This is a genomic window from Paenibacillus sp. NPDC101420, assembly GCF_050277435.1.
Classification (GTDB): Bacteria; Bacillota; Bacilli; order Paenibacillales; family Paenibacillaceae; genus Paenibacillus_AQ.
Map to the genome: position 1 here is coordinate 63,798 of NZ_JBNNSE010000007.1, position 17,323 is coordinate 81,120.

The 17,323-nt window shown below is 47.7% G+C and carries 10 protein-coding genes; all 10 read left to right on the forward strand.

Annotation, left to right across the window (positions count from 1 at the left end; translation table 11 throughout):
* Positions 1–109: 109 nt before the first annotated feature.
* The 10 genes from ACQKMP_RS24820 to ACQKMP_RS24865 all read left to right on the forward strand — a co-directional run bounded on the left by ACQKMP_RS24820 (position 110) and on the right by ACQKMP_RS24865 (position 17,265).
* Positions 110–1,222 (forward strand): alpha/beta hydrolase, encoded by a 1,113-nt coding sequence (locus ACQKMP_RS24820; RefSeq protein ID WP_042188337.1) that lies wholly within the window; start codon positions 110–112, stop codon positions 1,220–1,222.
* Between the two features lie 230 nt (positions 1,223–1,452).
* Entirely contained in the window at positions 1,453–4,257 is a 2,805-nt protein-coding gene (locus ACQKMP_RS24825; protein ID WP_042188339.1) for a glycoside hydrolase family 2 TIM barrel-domain containing protein, read from the forward strand.
* 502 nt (positions 4,258–4,759) lie between these two features.
* Positions 4,760–7,402, forward strand: coding sequence for a glycoside hydrolase family 2 protein (locus ACQKMP_RS24830; RefSeq protein WP_427471570.1), 2,643 nt, complete (start codon positions 4,760–4,762; stop codon positions 7,400–7,402).
* On the forward strand, positions 7,395–9,500 hold the full coding sequence (locus ACQKMP_RS24835) for a hypothetical protein (RefSeq protein ID WP_427471572.1): 2,106 nt from the start codon (positions 7,395–7,397) through the stop codon (positions 9,498–9,500). The genes ACQKMP_RS24830 and ACQKMP_RS24835 overlap by 8 nt, the downstream gene beginning before the upstream one ends.
* 276 nt (positions 9,501–9,776) lie before the next feature.
* Positions 9,777–10,709 (forward strand): carbohydrate ABC transporter permease, encoded by a 933-nt coding sequence (locus ACQKMP_RS24840; RefSeq protein ID WP_218640913.1) that lies wholly within the window; start codon positions 9,777–9,779, stop codon positions 10,707–10,709.
* A gap of 5 nt (positions 10,710–10,714) precedes the next feature.
* The gene (locus ACQKMP_RS24845; protein ID WP_339240981.1) at positions 10,715–11,599 is read left to right on the forward strand and encodes a carbohydrate ABC transporter permease; all 885 of its coding nucleotides are present in this window, start codon (positions 10,715–10,717) and stop codon (positions 11,597–11,599) included.
* A gap of 141 nt (positions 11,600–11,740) precedes the next feature.
* Entirely contained in the window at positions 11,741–13,168 is a 1,428-nt protein-coding gene (locus ACQKMP_RS24850; protein ID WP_156113113.1) for an ABC transporter substrate-binding protein, read from the forward strand.
* A 99-nt stretch (positions 13,169–13,267) separates the two neighbouring features.
* Positions 13,268–15,715: an alpha-L-rhamnosidase N-terminal domain-containing protein gene (locus ACQKMP_RS24855; RefSeq protein WP_427471575.1), complete on the forward strand. Its 2,448-nt coding sequence runs from the start codon at positions 13,268–13,270 to the stop codon at positions 15,713–15,715.
* 63 nt (positions 15,716–15,778) lie between these two features.
* Positions 15,779–16,807 carry a cache domain-containing protein gene (locus ACQKMP_RS24860; RefSeq protein ID WP_427471577.1) on the forward strand — a complete coding sequence of 343 codons (1,029 nt, stop codon included), beginning with the start codon at positions 15,779–15,781 and terminating at the stop codon, positions 16,805–16,807.
* Between the two features lie 209 nt (positions 16,808–17,016).
* Complete coding sequence (locus ACQKMP_RS24865) at positions 17,017–17,265, forward strand: hypothetical protein (protein ID WP_427471579.1); 249 nt, start codon at positions 17,017–17,019, stop codon at positions 17,263–17,265.
* Positions 17,266–17,323 lie beyond the last annotated feature (58 nt).

Sequence of the window (17,323 nt, forward strand, 5' to 3'; positions counted from 1 at the left end):
ATAATGCGATATTTTTTCTGCAAACCCAAACCTATAATTGAGTTATGGCAACCAATACAAATCGCCGCAAATCATTTTACCATACAACATTTGAAAAGGAGTAATCATCATGGAACGTAAATATTCGCAACAGCTTCTTACATCGATGCTAGAAAGGCAACATGTAATTAATGAAAATGGACTGGATATCCTGATTAAGCCTATTCCTGAAACCGATGAGCCTGGTGTACTGGATCCTCGCTTTTATCAAAGTATGGAGTCAATCCTAAAAGGTTTCAAGGGAATGCTGGTTAAGATGATGTTGAAAGGCAGCCGAAAGAAAAATATCCAAAAAAGTGCAGCCCAAATGCGCAAGATGATGAATGGCGTGAACAGCATTCCGATTACTGAAGGTGTTGATGTGAGGCATGCTACCGTTCAAAACGGTAATGTTGCTGTCCCGGTACGAATTTACACTTCGCAGAAGAAGAGTGGAGAGTTGCAGCCAGTGTTCTATTACATCCACGGAGGCGGTTTCGTAGCAGGAGGACCCGAAGTAGTAGAGGAGATGTGCAAGCTTGTGGTTGCAAATACGGGCTGTGTATCGATTCAGGTTGATTACCGCTTAGCTCCGGAGAACCCATACCCCGCTGGGCTCGACGACTGTTATACCGTGTTGAAATGGATATATGCTCACGCCGAAGAATTTAATGGTGATCCGAATCGCATCTGTATTTCCGGTGATTCCGCAGGTGGGAATTTAGCCACGGTATGCGCAATGAAAGATCGGGATGAAGGAACGCAGATGGTAAAGGCACAGGCACTACTATATCCAAGCGTGGACGCAGCAGGTATGCAGGAACATATGCAGCGCAGAGATGTTTATGAAATATCCCCTTCTCAGGAAAAAGAAATTAGATCTATATTGGATCTGTTGAGCGGTGGTTTAGGAACTGTCGGCTTAGGTGAATATCTGGGCGTGCCCGATGATACAATCCCTTATGTGAGCCCGCTGCGAGGAGATCTGAAAGGGATGCCGCCTGTCATTATTTTGTTTGGCGAATATGACTTTCTGCGGATTGAGGATGATGCATATGCCTTAAAGCTGAAGGAGTCGGGCGTCAAAGTGAAAACGGTACGGTACAAAGGACTTTCTCACGGCTTTGCCGATCAGGTGGGGGTCACACCGCAAGCGGAAGATAGTTTGATTGAAATTGGGAATTTCATGCTGGAGAATGTGTAATGAATTATATTCAAAAGCCGCTCATTGCGGCTTTTTTTATTGTTCTGAAATTACTATTAAATCTTGTCATCAGGCACATTCATGCTCCGGCTATATTGTAAGTTTAGACCTGTCGTCATTCAAATGAGTGTTAACCACTCTACTGAATTATCTGGCTTAATATGCTAAGCTTTATATAGTAGAGCATTATACTGCTAGAGTTCAGTGATTACCATAATAGGAGTGATATTTTGCAGACAAAGATCAACCTAGAAGGCGAATGGAAGTTGCAATTGGATGAGACAAAACAGGGACTAACCTTGCCTTTTACAGATGTTATCACACTGCCGGGAACAACGTCATACGCACGTAAAGGACCAAAGAACGAGGAAGTTTTAGTAAGCGCTCTAACCGATGAATATTTGTTTGAAGGGCAAGTCTGGTTTGCAAGAGAGGTATTCATTCCGGATGAGCTGGCCGGTAAGGCCTGCTATCTATTTTTGGAACGGACGAGACTTACGACGCTTTGGCTGGACAATACGGAGATCGGTAGCCGTAATAGTCTGAACACCCCGCATATATATGAATTGCCGAAGCTACAAGCTGGAATTCATACAATCACCGTCCGTGTGGACAATATCGATTACCCAACCAAAGGCGGACATTTGACTTCACAGGATACCCAGACCAACTGGAATGGAATTACCGGTCGTATGGAGCTTCAGTTCTATGGGGAATCGCAGCTTACTAATATCCGATTGGAGTCGAATCTGACTGAACGTACGGTTCGTATTACAGCAATTTTGGACAGCAACAGTGAAACTACGCTTGCGGTGTCTGCCCAAAGCTTCAATAGTGAAGAGACACACGCGGTGGACGAGCGTGAGTTTCCTGTTTCACCGGGGCTTTTTTCCGTCGATTATGTGCTAGGACAAAACGCGTTGCTCTGGAGTGAAGGCGCTCCCAATCTTTATAATATAACCCTTGTTTTGAAAGACAGGGATGGACATATTACTGACCAACAGGAGCTTATCTTTGGTTTGAAGGAATTCCGAGCGGAGGGCGACAAGTTTACAATCAACGGAGAGAAAACCTTTCTCCGCGGCAAACATGACGGCCTGATCTTCCCGCTCACCGGCTATGCCCCAACTGATGTCGAGGAATGGGTAAGAATCCTTGGCATTTCCAAGTCCTATGGTATCAATCATTATCGCTTCCATACCTGCTGTCCACCGGAGGCTGCATTTACCGCTGCGGATATGCTTGGGATCTATATGCAACCAGAACTTCCATTCTGGGGTACAATCACGGAAAAAACCGATGATGGCCATAATCAAGCAGAGCAGGATTATCTGATCAGTGAGGGTTATGCCATTCTCCAGGCCTTCGGCAATCATCCCTCCTTCGTGATGATGTCCCTTGGTAATGAGTTATGGGGCAGTAAAGCTAAAATTGATTCTTTCCTGAAGGACTATAAAGCGTTCGATAATCGGATTCTCTATACACAGGGCTCCAACAACCACCAATGGGTACCGGAAATTCTGGAACATGACGATTTCTTCAGTGGGGTACGCTTCTCCAGAGACCGACTATTTAGAGGCTCTTATGCCATGTGTGATGCACCACTAGGACATGTACAGACTGCCTTGCCGAGTACAATGAAGGATTATGATGATCAAATCGTACCTTTGGATCTCTTAGATGGAGAGAAGATCGAAGATACAGCTGGCGGTGAGATCCAGATTCAGTATGGTACCGAAGCCAAGACCGTGAAGGCAGATGAGGCATCCGGAGAATGGATACCGCATATTCCTGTTGTTTCGCATGAGATTGGACAATACGCAACCTATCCAAATTTTGAAGAGATCGAAAAATATAACGGACCACTCAAGGCCGAGAATTTCAAAATTTTCCGTGAACGCTTGGAAAGTAAGGGACTGGGGCATTTAGCCGCTAAATACTTCGAATGTTCAGGTCAGCTGGCCGTAGCCTGTTACAAAGAGGAACTCGAGGCGGCATTCCGCTCCCGGCGGCTTGCCGGCTTCCAGCTCCTGGATCTCCAGGATTTCAGCGGTCAGGGAACAGCATTAGTAGGTGTCCTCGACGCCTTTATGGATTCCAAAGGAATGATTAGCCCTGAGGAATGGCGAACCTTCTGTAATGATGCCGTTCTGCTGGCGAGATTTCCTAAGTATAACTATGTCTCCGGTGAACCGTTCGATGCTCATGTAGAGCTAAGCTGCTTCCGCAGCGGTTTGCCAGATACACTTGAATTACGTTGGGAACTGACTGTCGATAACGGTATTTTGGCAGAAGGGACAAGCGAGGTGAACGTTCCTGCAGGAACGAATTACATCAATATCTGCGATTTGGAAATAACGCTGCCTGTAGTTGACCGGATGAGTACAATCGTATTGTCTCTCTCGATACAGGGGACAGATATTCGTAAGAGCTACGATCTATGGATTTACCCAGAAAAGAGCGGCAATATGCTGGAAGGCATCCATGTATTCGACAAGCTGTCTAGTGATGCGCTTGCACTGCTGGAGCAAGGTGAGAACGTGCTGCTGATGCCGAAACCGGAAACTCTCCAAAATGCTGTCGAGGGTTATTACTGCACAGATTTCTGGTGTTACCCAATGTTCCGCTCTATCTCAGAGAGCATGAACCGGCCAGTTCCTGTGGGTACCATGGGGCTGTTAATTGATAACAGCCATCCTGTATTCCACGAGTTCCCTACCGAGGAGTATTCAACATATCCATGGTGGAATATCGTTCAGCACTCAAAATCCATTATCATGGATGAAGCTGATCGAAGTTGGAATCCCGTGGTGCAGACCATCGACAATTTTGAAAGAAACCATAAGCTTAGTTTCCTCGTGGAATGCAGCGTAGGAGCAGGCAACTTACTAGTGTGCGCTTTAGATGCAGACAAGGTAAGCAATACGCCTGAAGGAAGACAGTTCTTATCAAGCCTTGCGGGTTACATGAAATCCGCAGCGTTCAAACCACAATACAAAGCAACTGTTAACGAGCTTCTTGAGTTAATCAAGTAGGGGTTTGCTAAGACTCTTCATTGTATTTCATATGGATGAACAGAACACAGGGACAGTGATTCTTTATATACGATGGACCGTTTAACAGCAGAGCAGCGATTCTCTAAGTCACGAGAGAACCGCTGCTCTTTTTGTGCTAGTCAGGAGGCAGACTTCAACTTCAACAGTGTAATCATCCTCTAGCTTGTGAGAGTTTCGGACTCCAGTGAACCTATTGCTCAGAAAGAGGCTCCCCAGTGGCCTTTCACGGCTTGAGGGAACTCCTTTTTTCGCGTTCTACAAACGGCTTGGTTCTAGAATAGTTGTTTGTATTTATCTGCAACTGCGCAGATTAACAAACGATTTCACAGGGTTAGGGGCCTTCGAAAATGATAACCCGATGCTATCATTGGTAATGAAGCTGGATGAATAGAATTGTAAGCGCATTAACCGATGGCGCCAGATCCGTTCTTAGTCATGAACAGCGCCAAATTAAGCAGGATTTGGGGGAACGGGAGAAGACATGAAACAAATATTATTGAACGATCTAAAGTGGGAAGTCAAGGGGTACTGGCCTTGGGTGCCGTTAAAGGGCACCAGCATGGAGCTAGGGCAGGAATTGATGGGAGTTACAGACTGGATGCCAGCTACTGTGCCGGGTGGAGTTCATTATGATCTCTACAGACAGGGCTGGATTAGCAATCCTTATGAAGAGTTGAACAGCTTAAGCTGTGAATGGGTAGAGAACCGTTGGTGGGTTTACCGCACGACTTTGAAACATCCTGAGCTGAAGGCATCCCGAGTTGAACTGGTCTTTCAGGGGCTAGACTATGAAGCAGCTGTTTACGCCGACAATATCCTGTTGGGTGAACATAAGGGAATGTTCGAACCTGCTGTATTTGATGTTACAGATCTCCTCTCGGAGCGGGAGAGTCTGGAAATCTCAGTGCTACTGAAGCAGGCACCGGATGAAATGGGTCAAATCGGCAAAACTTCGGCCACCTTTACGCAGAAGAGCCGTTTTAATTATAAATGGGATTTCTCCACCAGGTTAGTTAACGTCGGAATCTGGGATGATGTGGTACTGAGGGTTCACCGGGATTGTTCTTGGCAAGACGTGTCGATCACTACAGATGCGGACCTTGGTGAAAATGACGGGCAGGTGTCTGGTCGAATTTCTATTCAGGCAAGCATCAAACAGATGGCTGGTCCTGAACATACAGGAAGGCTGACAGCGAGCATCACTTGTTCTGATCCGAAGGGGAATCCGCTGCTGGTTCAGACGTACTCTGTTCTTGCGGGAGAAGTTGTGAACACGGAGCTCGAAATACCTGAACCTCAGCTATGGTATCCAAACGGTTACGGAGAACAACCGCTCTACAGCCTTGAGTTGAAGCTAATGGACGAAGACGATATGGAGCTCGATACACGAAGCTTACAGACAGGCATCCGCAAACTTAATTATATCCTTAATGAAGGAAGCCCCGACAACGCGCTACCTTATACGGTTGTGATCAACGGGTGCAAGATTTATATAAAAGGGGTAAATATGACACCCTTGGATCATCTCTACGGAAATGTGACGGTCGAACAGTATCAGCAGATGATCCATCTTATGAAAGCGGCACATATCAACCTAATTCGGGTATGGGGCGGTGGAATCATTGAGAAGAAAGCGTTTTACGACTTATGTGATGTAAACGGCATTATGGTCTGGCAGGAGTTCATCCAATCGAGTTCTGGCATTGATAATATTCCATCCAAGCAGCCAGAGTTCCTGGAACTGCTGCGTAAGACGGCTTGCACCGCACTCTGCGACAAACGCAATCATGTATCACTAACGGTATGGAGCGGTGGAAATGAATTAATGAGTGAACCAAACAAGCCTTCAGACCTCAGTGATTCCAATCTGGCGATGCTAAAGGGGCTGGTAGAGCAGTATGATCCGCAGCGGCTCTTTCTGCCGACCTCGGCATCTGGTCCGGTGGAGTATATTACGGAAGCCAACGGCCAGGGGCATGATGTTCATGGCTACTGGAAGTATATGGGCAACCCCTATCACTACGAATTATATGGCAGTAACGATAATCTGCTGCATAGCGAATTTGGTGTGGACGGTCTGAGTTCTCTCAAAAGCCTAGAGAAATTTCTGAATGAAGCCAACCAGCAGCCTGTCTCGATGGAGAACAGCGCCGTATGGAGACATCACGGGGAGTGGTGGGATACGCTAAGCCGTGAAGAAGAAATGTTCGGTAGCATGAATGATTTGAAGCAGTTCTCTGCTTGCAGCCAATGGATGCAGGCAGAAGGAATCCGCTTCGTGCTGGAGGCTAACCGTCGCCGCAAATTCCGGAACAGCGGCAGCATTGTCTGGCAGTTCAACGAGCCATGGCCGAATGTGTCTTGCACCAATCTTGTAGATTATTATGGTGAAACTAAAATGGCCTACCACTGGGTGAAACAAGCCTTCCGTCCGCAGCATGCTTCGCTAGATTATCGCAGCCTACTTTTAACGCCTGGTACTAGATTTCATGGAAATGTATTCGTACATGGTGTGGATGGAAGCAAGGTAAAGGTTGATGCAGAAGTGCTAGATGCAACGGGCAGAAGCCTATATCGGCAAACCTTCGAGGCAGAAGGAGACAAAGATCGTGCTGTCTGTGTTGGGGAGTTGAATTTCAACGTTCCTGAGCCTGAGGATCCATTATATTTTGTCAGATTGTCATTCCGGAACATTGAAGAAGAATCGCAGCAAAATTTATATGTGTTCTCTACCGCTAACCAACATCTTTATGCCCCAGCACTTGATCTTACAGGTGGCAACCTTCAGGTGCGGCAGGAAAGCTTATGGCAACCTACTGGTGTAGGAAAGATAAGTCACCAAGCTCACTTCACTCTCCATAATACTGGTAGTGAAGTACTGTTACATGTACATGCAGAGGAGAAGGGGGACCGCTACTGGATGGAAGCAGAAGAACAGTTCCTCACCCTTTTTCCAGGAGAAAAAAGGACGGTGACGGTTACTTGCACACCAAAACTGTCGGGAGGATTTCTGGCTGTGGAGAATTACTGTAGTACCGACGGTCTGCCAGAAATTAAATTTTGCTCGTTTCTGACAGCACATGGCGATACGATACCAGATGAAGGAGAAGGAATATATGAGTAAATCATTGTGTTTTGTACCGGGGAAATACGTTCCGCTAAGTCGCTTTATTCTGAGTGGTGGATCTGAACCCATTGCTCTACCCGTTACTAGGGCTGTGGCCGATTACTTAAAAATGCACGATGCAGAACTACTGCTGGCCTGCTTGCGGAGCGGTGAAGTAACTTATCACAAAGCCGGTTGGTCAACCCTGCGAGAGGATACAGTCGAGGCTGAAAACGCGGAAGGAACCCAGAATTCAGAGGAAGGAGTGTTCGTATTGGTCAGTCCGTTACTGATCAATACGCTTCCAGTAGTGTCACACTGGGATAACAGTACTGCTGAGGGGAAAGGCGGCTTCCGTTATGGTGGGACCGACGGCATCGGGACCCTGCGGATGGACGAAGCTGGAGAGAAGGTTGTAGCTGAGCATGTACGGCTCTATAATAACGATCCAGATAGCCCTTATGTATACAATACCGAAGATTATCAGTTGTTCGGCAGTAACGAAGGGGATAAAGCACTTAAAACCCCGCAATTTGAACGCTATATTGGTGACCGCTACAGTCTCTATGCAGTAGATGATTTAGTTGCCATCTCCTTGAGCGACCGTATCCTGAAGACCTTCGGGTATCCGGTGGTCTACCGTAATGAATCCGCTGACGATGGGGCTCTTTTAAGCAATGCGCCTGTGTTTCAGCTCATCAGCGGCAGTCTGTTGGTTACGAAGAACGGTCAGCATAGCCTTGCGTCCTATATTTTGCCGCCCAATTGGAGTGCGAAAAGTGTTAAGGGCTATCCGCTGTTATTCAACGGTTATTATGATGCCAATGAAAATACCTTCAGCACTGTAGGTCCCTCATTTCTGGAAATCATCGGAAAGACTCTAGCCAGCACAGGCAAAGGTGTTGTTGGTGTTCTCTGGAACGGTGGAGGTTACATCGGCAGCCGCTCCCTGCAAAGCTCCATTTACGCCGGCATTGGGGCGGCAATTGCCAGAGGCCAAGATAGCTATGGTGGTGATGCGGAGCAGGTTGTGGCCGTGGGTGGCTCACGCGGTGGGCTGACCGCGTTGCTGGCGGGAGGCAATCCTCTAAGGCTGCCGTACCGGGTGCGGTACACATTGTGTTATGCACCTCCGCTAATTCTGAATGGGCTTACCCGTGAGTTTGCGGAAGGGGCATGCCCGTTGATCTGGCACGTGGCAGAGGTGGACACCGGGTACCGGGATATCTGGAAGAAGGACTGGCGGCATCCTCAGACCAGAAGATCAGGTATCGAGACTCTGCTACAGACACTTACGGGAGCCGGTGACTCTGCAAGTCTGCGGGAAACGACCGGACTGGAATCCGATTTCTTCCTAGACGGCCTTAAAGCGAGCGGCACTAAGCTACTGATAAACCACGGCACGCATGATGCCTTTACCCTCAGCCGATTCAGCTTTACCTTCGCGGCCTTGGTCCGGAGTCGCGGCATTCCACTTCGCCATGAGATCGGCTACCGCTTCGGGCATAACAACTGCACGGACCTTTACGAGCAGGCTGCTCTGTGTCTAAAAGCTATACTACAGGAACAGGAGCTTGAATTCACGGGGACGGTGCATTATCGCAGACGCAGTCCAGCTGCGGGCGAGTGGGAGCAGACGGAACGTTTTGTTCCGGTTCATCAGCCAGTTTTTCTGGAGGCACCGAAGTTCGTTGCGGTGGGTAGTCCAGTGGCTTGGACTCTTTATGGAGAGCCGGGAATGGAATACCGCCTAGAGCTGGGAATCCTAGATCAGCAAGCTTGGGAACAGAAGCAGCAGGTAGTCCGTAATGAGTGCATTACCCTCGCTTCCGGTGTTTTACCTGATAAACAGCATCCTCTTGAACTCTGCTCATGGCAGGATGAGGTAAGTCAACTCGCTGACGGGCAGCATGCGGGTTATTATCTCTATGAGTTATCTTACAGGCTCAAGGGTGAACAGGACTGGAACGTAGTATCTCCATCCCGTGTGCCGCAGCCCGGCGTGGAGCCGCAGGCGGTACTCCGCATTTTGGAGGAGCAGCCCAATCCGGCGAGCGAAGCATTTCGAGCGGAAGCAGCCGTCCTATGCATTAGCTCAGGGCTAAGTGAGGCCTAAACAAAACGTCATACCATGAACATAAGCGGTGTACGACCATTCCGGTGCGTACATTGCTTTTTTTTGAAATATAAGAAAGTATAAGTTTCATACCATACACAATCTCTTATATTTCTCGCATGATTGCTTACCAGCAAAATAAGTAGCTTTACAAACGCTTTCGCAGGGTTACCGGATTTCGAGGTTTTGTAGGAAGCGCTATCATTTAAATATAACAATTATACAACGCCTGACCGGAGTGAATTCTTGGCTTCGGGAGGAAGGAAGGACAGGAGCATGATTGGAAAAACCACTGAACTAAATCCTTTAATGACTAAGAAAAAGAAAGGTTATCCTGTGCGGCGTCTATTTAGAGATTGGTCATCTTGGATATTAATTGTCCCTACGCTGTTTGCCTTTTTCTTTTTTTCGTGGCAGCCGCTGGTCAAGGGCATTGTGCTCTCTTTTTTCAATACAGAGGGTTATAATGCCGTAAGCTTTGCCGGACTGCAGAATTACAAGGATGTGATACAGAACTCAGCATTTCAGCAGACACTGACCAACTCTTTCGTGTATGTGTTCTGGTCGCTGCTGATCGGTTTTGCTGTACCCATTATAGTCGCAGTTGTGATCAATGAGCTCAGGCATGGGAAATCGTTTTTCCGCTTTTCGGTCTTTTTTCCGAGCATGGTTCCCGGCATTGCTGCCTCGATGTTATGGATGTTTCTGTTTGAGCCTGGGAAGGGCGGCGTGCTGAATATTATGCTGAGCGCTCTGGGATTCCCGGTGCAGCAGTGGCTTCAGGACCCGGACATGACGATTATGCTGATTATTTTCACGATTACCTGGCGGAATTTCGGGGGAACGGTGCTGCTTTATCTAGCCAGTCTGCAAAGCATTAATCATGATCTGTACGAAGCGGCTTCCATCGACGGTGCGAATGTATGGCGGAGATTTAAAAGCATCACCATTCCGCAAATTTCCAGCATGATCGGATTGATGATGATTTTGCAGATTAGCGGTGTATTCCAGATTTTCAACGAGCCTCTAGTCATGACCGAGGGTGGGCCAAACAATGCTTCGATGACGTTGATGCTGCAAAGTTATTATTATGCGTTCCGAAGTTTTGAAGCAGGGCATTCCATGGCGCTGGGGGTTATTACTTTTCTTGTTCTGATGGTGCTAACTATTATTTATTTCCGGCTGGATAAGAAATTGAACAGGGAGTAGAAGCTATGAAAACAAAAGAAGCATTTGGTATTATCGGCAATATAGAATATAGATCACCTTGGGTGCGCGTGCTGTACTGGTGCATGTTCATTCTGATGATTGTGCTTGCCGCCGTCTGTATTCTGCCTCCGGTCTGGATTATGGTTTCGAGTCTTAAAGACATCAAAGAGTTCTATGCGATCCCGCCCACCCTGATCCCTCGCTCATTCAATGTTGGCAAGCTATGGGAGACCTGGCAGGAATTTAACTTTTTCAGTTATTATCTGAATACGGCTTACTTAGCCGTCGGTTCTGTACTGTTCTGTCTTACGTTTAACGGGCTGGCAGGATATTTTTTTTCCAAGCTGAAGCCTCGAGGGAGTGCACTGCTGTTTGCTCTGATCGTGTGGACCATGATGGTTCCGAATACAGTCGGTATGGTGCCGCTGTTCAAAAACCTGATTGATTTTCCACTGCTGCACTTGAATCTGACCAATACCTACTGGCCGATGTGGTTTATGGCTGCCGTGAATCCAGTGGTAATTCTGATCTTCAAGAACTTTTTTGATACCATCCCACTGGCGCTGCTGGAAGCGGCCAAAATTGACGGAGCGAGCACCATCGGCATTTTTATCAGGATAATCCTCCCGCTTAGCGGACCAGTTATGGCCACAATTACAATACTAACGATGAACAGTGTCTGGCAGGACTTCTTCTGGCCTTTTATGGTGCTGAAGGATAAATCGACCTGGTCGGTCATTGTGGCCATCTATAATCTGAAAGCGACTTTGCCGCAGGACATTCAGTTTATTGCGCTGACGTTTGCGATTCTGCCACCGATTATTCTGTTTGTTTTTTTCCAAAAGTACATTATGAACGGACAATCCATGGGCGGCAGCATTAAAGGGTAACATCACCCGATCACAAACCATTTCACAGTTTTGCCCCGTAGGGTGCTGCAGAAGGTGCGTGGTAAGATGATTTCAGATTTAAAAGAAAGCGCTTTACATGTTGTGAAGAATGCTTTAACAATAAGACTAGGGGGAATTACATTGAGAATCGAACACACCAAAAAAATTACAGCTACACTGGCGCTAACGCTGCTTCTTACGGCCGGTCTGGCTGGCTGCGGAGGCTCCAAAGAAGAGAACGCCGGAGGGAATACGGAGGAAGCGAGCAACAAACAGGTGACGATCAAGGTCAGCAACTGGCCGAAGCCGAATGAGGAAGCCAAAATTGCCCAGTATGAGCAGCTCATGGCGAAGATGAAAGCTAATTATCCAGATATCATTGTGGACAAGGATGAATGGGGTTATGATGTCAGCTCTTTCTTGCCTAAAGCGGCTAGCGGTCAGCTTCCTACGGTGTACGAAACCTTTTTTACAGAAACTAGCAAAATCATTAAGGCAAATTACGCGGCAGATATCACGGATACGATGAAAAAATATGGCTATGACAAAGCGATCAATCCAGATCTGCTGAAGATGGTGACCAAGGACGGCAAATATTACGGGATTCCGAAGGACGGCTACGTGATGGGGATGCTGTACAATATGAATCTCTTCAAGGAAGCTGGACTGCTGGACGATAAGGGCATACCAAAGTTCCCTAAAACATATGAAGAGCTGGCACAAACTGCGCAGATCATCAAGCAAAAGACCGGTAAGGCGGGAATATTCCTGCCAACCAAAAGCGGCCAGGGCGGCTGGATGTTCATGAACATTGCTTGGGCTTACGGCGCGGAATTCGAGAAACAGGTAGATGGAAAATGGCAAGCGGTGTTCAATTCTCCAGAGGCAGCGGCGGCCCTGCAATATGTGAAGGACTTGAAATGGAAATATGATGTCCTGCCGGACAATAATCTGGTGGATGTTACGAATGACATGTTCCGCATGTTCGGAACCGATCAAGTCGCTATGAGCTTTGGCATGAATGACTGGCCTCCAGTCATCCAGCAGCAGACCAAAATGTCTAAAGATAATGTAGCAATGTCCGCCCTTCCAGTTGGACCGATCGGGAAACCTGTAACTCTGCTCGGCGGTGGTCTATATATGTTCTCGCCTAATGTAACCCCTGAGCAGATTGATGCTGGATTCAAATGGCTAAAAACCTACGGCTTCACACCGGAGTCCTCAGAAGAGGCATTAACTGGTTGGGATATCGAGAAAAAGACACTGAGTGATCAGGGGCTGATCGTAGGCCCTTACGGCCTGCGGATTTGGACAGATGAGAAACGGATTGGTGAAGAACAGAAGATTCTCGACAAATACAACAATGTAAACTTGGATTTGTTCCGTGATTATATGGACAACGGCAGCAAAGGCATGCGGGCAGAAGAGCCGGTCAACGCTCAGGAATTGTACCAGAAGCTGGATATTGTACTGCAAACCGTCCTAACAGACAAAAACGCAGATCCACTGGAGATTTTGACTAAGGCTGCTGAAGAATTCCAACGTGATTATCTCGACAAGGTGAAATAAACACAGTCAAACGGCGGCGTCGTCCTTCTGAAGGGCGGCGATGCCGTTTCTGCGTAGATTGACAAATCTACTCTAAGGGATAAAGGAGAGGTGCATTATATGGCAGCAAAAGAATGGGGAGGCTGGAGCGCGCGATGGATCTGGCCTTTGGATGAGGAAGGGACAGAAAGTTGGGAGCAGCAACACGAGCGAGTGTATTTTCGCAAAATGTTTGAGCTGCCAGCTGGAGCCGAGAGGGCCTACAGTCTGAATTTGGCCATTACTGCTGACAGTCGCTACAGACTCTTTGTTAACGGGCAGCGTTTATGGGCCGGTCCTTGCAAGGGTCATGGTCATGTACACTATTATGAGGAGTTCAATTTGGACGACGTTTTGCAACCAGGTATAAATGTGATTGCTGTTATGGTAGTTCATTATGCAGGGACATCTCCCTTTGAGCTGGGGGAAGACGGACCTCTATCCATCTGGCGTTCGCAAAAAGGCGGCTTGCTTGTAGAATCGGAAGTTATGAACAATGGGCAGCTTGTGCAGGAACTCAATACGGATACCTCATGGAAAAGCATTAGGGACCACAGCTACCGACTTCAGCCGTTTCCGATTATGCGCTGGATGGGCGGATTGGAAGAGGTGGAGGGGGACGTAGCGCTGCTGGATTGGACGCTGCCGGAATATGACGACAGCGCCTGGTTAGCCGCAAGGATTGTACAGCCGGTGCGGGATGATTATGGCCAATTGGCCCCATGGCAACTGGACAAACGTCCGATTCCGCTGCTGTATGAGCGGGAGCAGCTCTTCCTGAAGCTGATGCGCAGCAGCAGTGGTGAAGGGGAAGCCCTTTTTGAAAACGGGCATAGTCTGGAGCTGCGGAATGAAGCTGGTGGAGCCTCGACGCCATTAGCAGGAATACACGTGGAAGCGGGACAGCAGCTTTGGCTGGAGCTGGATGCAGGTGAGCTAATCACAGGTTATCCGCAGCTTAAGCTCCTTGGGGGTAAAGGTAGCCGGATCACCCTGCTTTACTCCGAGTGCTACGAAGAAGAGACTGGGGATGACGAGATCCGCCGCAAAGCTGTCCGAGATGATATGCGGGAGCATGTACTAAGAGGCGGATATGACAGCTACCACCCAGCCGGTTATGGCACCTCGATGCAGGTGGAAACCTATGAACCGTTCTGGTTTCGTACCTTCCGGTATGTCCGACTGGAGGTGCATACTGGAGCTGAACCTTTGACGATATCCGGCTTCAGTTATCGAGAGACTGGGTATCCGTTACTGGCGGAAGGAAGCTTTCATTGCAACGATGAACGATATAACCAGCTCTGGGAGCTGAGTGTCCGAACCCTACAACGCTGCATGCATGAGACCTACGAGGATACGCCGTATTATGAACAGCTGCAATATACCATGGATACCAAACTGATGATGGAGTTTACGTACCTGTTGTCAGGAGACGACCGATTGGCACAGAGGGCAATGGAAGATTATAGGGCTTCGCAGCTGCCAAACGGCATGTTGCAAAGCCGCTACCCCTCCGTGCTGCCACAGGTCATTCCCTCCTTCTCCTTGTATTGGATCGGGATGATTCATGACCACTATAGATCCTTTGGAGATTTGGATATCGTAAATCAGTACCGACTGCCACTGTTATCTGTATTGGACTGGTTCGATCAGCGACTGACACCGCAAGGTCTGGTGGACAGAACGCCTCGCCAATATTGGAATTATTTTGACTGGGTAGAAGAATGGCCACTTGGTGCACCAGACTGTACGGATGATGCACCTGCAACCGTGCTTAGCTTGATGTATGCAGCCGCGTTGGAGCAAGCGGCTGAATTACTTGCCGCCAGCGGGTGGACGCAGATTGCATCTGAGTTGCGCCAGCGCAAAGCCGCGGTCAACACTGCGGTACTGGATTGCTGTCGCCAATCGAACAGCTTGATGTTCCGCGACAGTCCGGCGGCAACAGCGGAATCGCAGCTTAGCCAGCATACGCAGGTCTGGGCGATTTTAGCTGGCACGGTGGACGCTGTAGAGGGGGCAGCACTACTAGAGGCTACAATGGCTGACACATCACTGGCTAAACTTTCGCTGCCGATGAGCTATTATCTTTTTCGCGCGTTGGAACATTGCGGATGGTATGACCGCTCCTTCGGACTATGGGCTCGTTGGATGAAACAGCTGGATTTGAACCTCACTACACTCCCAGAAATGGACTCTGTTGGAACCAGAAGTGACTGTCACGCCTGGAGCGCGCTGCCGATCACTGAGTTCACAAGAGGGATATTGGGTGTCCGGCAAGGGATAGAGGGAATAACCGTAAAGCCACATTGCGGCGAACTGCAACAGGCCAGTGGAATCGTAAGCACAAGTCTGGGTCCAATACATGTAAAATGGGAAATTCATTCAGAAGCGGGACATAAAAGCTTCCATTTTGAAGCTAACTGGCCAGCCGGTTCGGCGATTACAATTATCTTGCCTAATCATGAAGTGCTGCTAACAGATGCAGGTTCTTTTTATAAGGAGATCGACATTAGTCACTTTAGCTGATAGTCTGATTTCAATTGATCTTCGTTTTCGTTGATTCATACACCAGAGGGGATGGGGAGTTATATGTTCAGATCATTCGGCCGCAACATCCGCCTTGTCCTGGTGCTGTTTATTACCGTTTACATTGCCGCTTCGAGTTTCATTTTGTACCGTACTATGGAGCATAGAAGTTTGGATATGTTGCGGCAGTTGTCCGTTCAATACACTGGCCAGCAGCATAAGAACACTCTTTTGTTCATGAACTGGCTAGAGGAGACCTCCAAGCTTATCTCCAACAATCAGGTGGTACAGAATGCGTTGAAAAAACCAGCGTACGACGGAGCGATTTCTCCTATACTTGAGGGCATTCGCTCCTCTAGCAGTGACATTCTCGGCATTTATATTTGGGGTGAAGCAGGGGGGATGTACTCCTCGAGCAATGTATCCGGGCTTCTCCCCTTTACAGAGATCAAGAAAGTTCCGGGGATGGAACAATTTCTGGATAATCGGGAACAGGCTTTGCGCTGGACGGTGCTGAACCGGGAACATCTGATGAACGCGCCTTCTGATCTGCGCGACCGTCTGCTGCTTGAGGTGAAAATTCAGAATACGGAGGGGCAAATTTTAGGTCTGCTCTCGCTCGAAGTTGAGATTGACAAGCTGTACAGCTTCTATCTGTCAGGTAAGAATACGATCTACGGCGAGAATGAAGTTTATCTGCTGACAAGTAACGGAAAGCTATTGAATGCGGCGGATGTGCCCATGAAGCGGCTGCAAGAAATTAGAACTGCGCTGGCCACACCAGAGAAGGATAATCCAGCTATGCCGGAAGAACAAGATAGTTCAAGTAGCGGTGCTATGGATTTGTTGGAGCGTGAAACGGCCGACGGCTTGATTTTGCTCTATCCGCTGCCCGAATCGGATGAGCGGATTGTCACCTACATCTCTGCAGACGGGATGAATGCAGAGCTGCGGACATTTAAGTATTTAATGATTGGATTAAACATCGTCGTGTTCATAGTGTTCTGGTTGCTGATCTCAATGCTTAGTGGCAGTATTGTTAATCCGCTGAAACAGTTGTACTTGAAAATTAACTCCACGATGAAAGACTAAGATTGGCAGTCGGAATGGCAGACAGAATCTATGAAGCATTGGAATTTCAGGTTACCCGCTAAAATCTGCAAAAGGTCACTGGCTAGCAGTGCTTATATCTACTTGGGTGGGAACCGATCACAGCGAATCTACTTCGTAGGGGCTTGTTCAACTATTGGGCTGGATAACGTTATGGTAAGATAATGCAATAGAACATATGGGGTGAAAAAATGAGAATGTATGCTCTTCTTACAGAACCAATAGGGAACATAAGTAAGGTAATGATTTATGAATCAAAGTATCGTGTTTATTTATTTCTATTTGAAACTCATGAAAATAAGGGTGCAAATGCTGACTATTGTTATGAAACATTAGAAGAAGCAATGGAATTCTGCAATGAGGAACTAAACATAGTTGAGGAACAGTGGGTTGTTATTAACGATCCCAAAGACGGGGAACAACACGATATTATTTATTAAATCAGTATTGACAGCATTGAGCAGAATATCTACCCACACTGCTCACACGTCAAAAAAA